General features: G+C 43.5%; 2 protein-coding genes. Both read right to left on the reverse strand.

Translation table 11 applies throughout. The annotated features are described in order from the left end of the window. Window positions 1-788: 788 nt before the first annotated feature. Complete coding sequence (locus tag BMZ06_RS20245; protein ID WP_089755043.1) at window positions 789-1,802, reverse strand: cytochrome d ubiquinol oxidase subunit II; 1,014 nt, start codon at window positions 1,800-1,802, stop codon at window positions 789-791. A gap of 3 nt (window positions 1,803-1,805) precedes the next feature. After that, window positions 1,806-3,161 (reverse strand): cytochrome ubiquinol oxidase subunit I, encoded by a 1,356-nt coding sequence (locus tag BMZ06_RS20250; RefSeq protein WP_089755045.1) that lies wholly within the window; start codon window positions 3,159-3,161, stop codon window positions 1,806-1,808. Window positions 3,162-3,935 lie beyond the last annotated feature (774 nt).

Below are 3,935 nucleotides of genomic sequence, written 5' to 3' on the forward strand. Positions count from 1 at the left end.
TCACTTGACCAAATGGATCTTCGGCTCGCGCTGTTCCCGCAGGCGTCACCACCGAACGCTCATCGTAGAATCAACGAAAATCCATCTAAAAAGAGCGGTATTCTTGTACTCATAAAAGTAAAAGACAAGCGGCTTGGAGGGAAGGAATAAATCCGTATGTACTGCTTTTTTAGAGTCTACCTTTAATAAATTTTCAGTTTTTCAGCGACCTCATGTTCATCCCGCAGAAATCTTCGCTGTTCCCTTACGCCCCTTAGCGATCATGGAGAGCTCGAAATTCTCTGGATAAACACCTTCCAATGAACAAGGATCGTCTATAGTCCACCCTGGTTTTAATGTTTGTTTACGTGTATGAATCCTGTTGTAGAAGCATTTGATGCAGGTGCATTATGGCTCCTGTCTCCTATAGCAGGGGCCGTTCACTAGATATCGTTGGGGGGGCGGAGGAAACGACGAGACTCCCGCGGGAGAAGGAGCTAGGCAAGACCCCACAGGGAGTGACAGCGACCGAGGAGGCTTATGGTAAAAGGAGGATCGACTAAGGTCGCCACGTCCTGTGGCAACGTCGATCGACCCTACGTCATGTAGGGCCGCAGGGAAGCGAGTTGTTTTCCGTAGCCGCCCTCACCTATTGTTTGCAAAGGACCCCAACTATCTCGAAACTGAGTCTTCCAGTATCGGGAGCTTTACCTTAGAATCAACATGGAAGTTTAACAAAGCCTAATAAAAAAAGCTTGTAGAGAACCGACTAAGTTCCTCTACAAGCTGCAAAATGAAGCATCCTATTATTATTTTTTACCTTTGACATAATCAGCATCAAATAGGAACATTCGCATCAGCATGATCAGGGATGGAATAAGCAAAAGTAAGCCGGCTATAAACACGACGATTAAGGCTACCGCCATAGCCTCACTTGTTACTCCCCCAGACAGCGTTACATACGGGTACAGCAGGTAAGGCAGATGGGATGCTCCGTAGCCGAAGAAGGCCACAAAGAATTGAAGCATAACCGCGATGAAGGCCCATCCATAATATTTCCCTTGATAGATAAGGAAAACGGCAGCCATAAAGAAAGCCACTGAAATTCCAAATACCCACCACAGATCGATCGCCCGCTGGAAGTGTTCCGGGTTTTGTTGACTGAGTGCAATAAACGTCGTCAAGCTGGCGATAATAGTTGGCGAACTCCAGAACAAAGCGTACTTCCTAACTAAATCGAGAGCCGGCTGGTCTCCGGCACGCTTTGCATAAAAGGCCAGAAACATGGAGCTGATATACAAAACAGAGACGATGGCCAGAAAAACGACACTCCAGGAATAAGGACTAGAAAACAGTTCTCCATACATCAGATGGACTCCGTTCTCCGTTTCTTCAATAAAGCCACCTTCAGATATCGTGAGAGCCGTGGACAAAGCTGCAGGGATCAACAAGCCTGTAGCTCCGTATAAAAACATGTACAAATGATTTTCTTTTGAACCATAATTTTCAAAGGCGTAAAAAGAGCCACGAATAGCCAGTAGGACAATCGCAATACTCCCCGGTATTAATAGAGATTGGCCGAAATAATAAGCCATATCCGGGAAAAATCCTATTAATCCTACAAAGAAGAACACAAAAAACACATTGGTTACTTCCCAGACTGGAGAGAGATAACGGGAAATCAATTTATTAATGATATGATCTTTCTTCGTAACCTTCGCAAAATACGCAAAGAATCCTGCGCCGAAGTCAATCGATGCCACAATCAGATAGCCATATAGAAACAGCCAAAGTACAGAAATTCCAACTAATTCGTAACTCATGAGTTAGTTACCCTCCTTTGCGGCTGCCACTTCAGGATAACGATGTTCAAGCTCATGTTCAGCTGGGTTTCCTTTGAATATCTTACGCAGCGCAATTATGCAGCCGATCGATAGTACGGTATATAAGCCAATAAACAGAATGAGCATCCAGCCAACGTAAGGGGAGGTTGTTGCCCCTTCAGAGACCGTCATAAATCCTCTTAGAATCCAAGGCTGACGTCCCAGTTCAGCAAATACCCAGCCAAATTCTACAGCGGCCATGGAGAGTGGTCCGAGTGACGCGATTCCCCATAATAGCAGCGGATGATATTCGTTCCATTTCTTCACCTTCCAGAAAACCATGTACATAAGGGAAATTCCAAGTGTGAAGAAACCGATTGATACCATTAAGTCAAACATATAGTGAATCCAAAGCGGAGGTTCTTCGTCATCTGGAATTTGGTCCAGTCCGGTCACCTCTGCATTAAAGTCACCGTGAGCTAAAAAGCTTAAAGCATTTGGTATCCGGATCGCATTCTCCACTTCCTGATTTTCATTTAATGTACCGAAAACAACTAAGTCGGCTCCTTCTTCTGTTTCAAAATGCCATTCTCCAGCTGCCAGTTTTTCCGGCTGCTCTTCTGCGAGGAACTTAGCAGATAAATCACCTGCAATAGCCGTAGCTATAGCAAAAATAAACACGGAAACCACCGTAAGCTTTAACGCCTTCATATGATAGAGGGTATTTTTCTTTTTCAATAGATAAATGGCTGCAATGGTTGCCAGGACAGCTGCTGCGGTTAAATAAGACGTGGAAACGACGTGAAAGACCTTCGTAGGCGTCGCTGGATTGAACATCGCAGCCAGCGGTTGGATGGACGTAACTGTATCTCCTTCCAGTTCAAACCCTTGCGGAGTGTTTAGAAAACCGTTCACCGATGTGATAAAGAAAGCTGATAATGTAGAACCGATCACCACAGGAATCGATAACAGCCAGTGATACATAGGGTTTTTAAAACGGTCCCATGTATAAAGATAGATTCCTAAAAATATAGCTTCAAAGAAAAAAGCGAAAGTTTCCATAAACAGTGGTAAAGCGATCACCTTACCTGCCAGCTGCATAAAGCTCGGCCATAACAAGGAGAGCTGCAATCCAATAGCGGTTCCTGTCACAACCCCTACAGCGACTGTAATGGTAAATCCTCTTGTCCAGCGTCTTGCCAGCAGCGTATAGTGAGGATCTTTCTTTTTAATTCCTATAAATTCTGCAATGGATATCATGACGGGAATACCTACACCAAGCGTAGCAAATATCGCGTGATAACCAAGAGTCAGTGCAGTCAGCATGCGGCTAAGCGTAGCACTATCTAAATCAAACATTTTCCCTTCCCCCTCTTACTGCAAGTCAATCTAATAAATTCAGACAATCTATTCCTAGTATAATAGGTGAAAACGGTTTAGATGCGATAGGTGTATGACTATTTTGTGACAAACTTCACAAAGTCTTAATTTTAAGTTTATGATACACGATATGGACTTTGATGTCTAAATGTATGCCTAAACAAAAACGTTTTGTATGTTCTATTCCCTGTCCCTTCTGATTTCTAACGATAGATTACACACAAATAAGACACCCCGTTAAGAGTGCCTTTTAGACTCAAGCTTATCACTAAAGGATAACGCTTTTTTCTTATGTCTCTGTTATAGTTTAATATTGATTCTTCATTATAAGCTTATTACGGAATAGGGCCGGTTACTTGAAGACTCGATTTCGAGATATACAGGACCGTTACGTTATTTGGTGGAGGGCTGGGGAAATAACTCGCTTTCCTATGGGGGAACGGTGAGCTTCCTCGCTCGTTTCACTCCCTGCGGGATCTCACCTAGTCCCTTCTCCCATGGGAGTCTCGCCATTTCCCCATATCCGTCAAGCTAGTAAGTGAATAATTCTAGATAAGCATTGGTTCCACCCTTGAATTACACATATTTCCAATTAAGGTTATATGGACTCCTAAAGGAGTCCGCAATAAAAACAAGGGGATCTTTTATTTATAAGTTAATCCTAAAACATCGAACGGACTTTCATGTTTTTCTTTGTGGTCTTTCCTGCCATGTCGCCTAGCGTTTTCGAAGATGGCTTCTAATATTTCTACG

Source organism: Halobacillus alkaliphilus (genome assembly GCF_900113125.1).
In the GTDB taxonomy this organism is placed as follows: Bacteria; Bacillota; Bacilli; order Bacillales; family Halobacillaceae; genus Halobacillus; species Halobacillus alkaliphilus.

Coding starts and splice junctions, on each gene's coding strand:
- BMZ06_RS20250 (WP_089755045.1), bottom strand. CDS start 3,161: ATGTTTGATTTAGATAGTGCTACGCTTAGCCGCATGCTGACTGCACTG.
- BMZ06_RS20245 (WP_089755043.1), bottom strand. CDS start 1,802: ATGAGTTACGAATTAGTTGGAATTTCTGTACTTTGGCTGTTTCTATAT.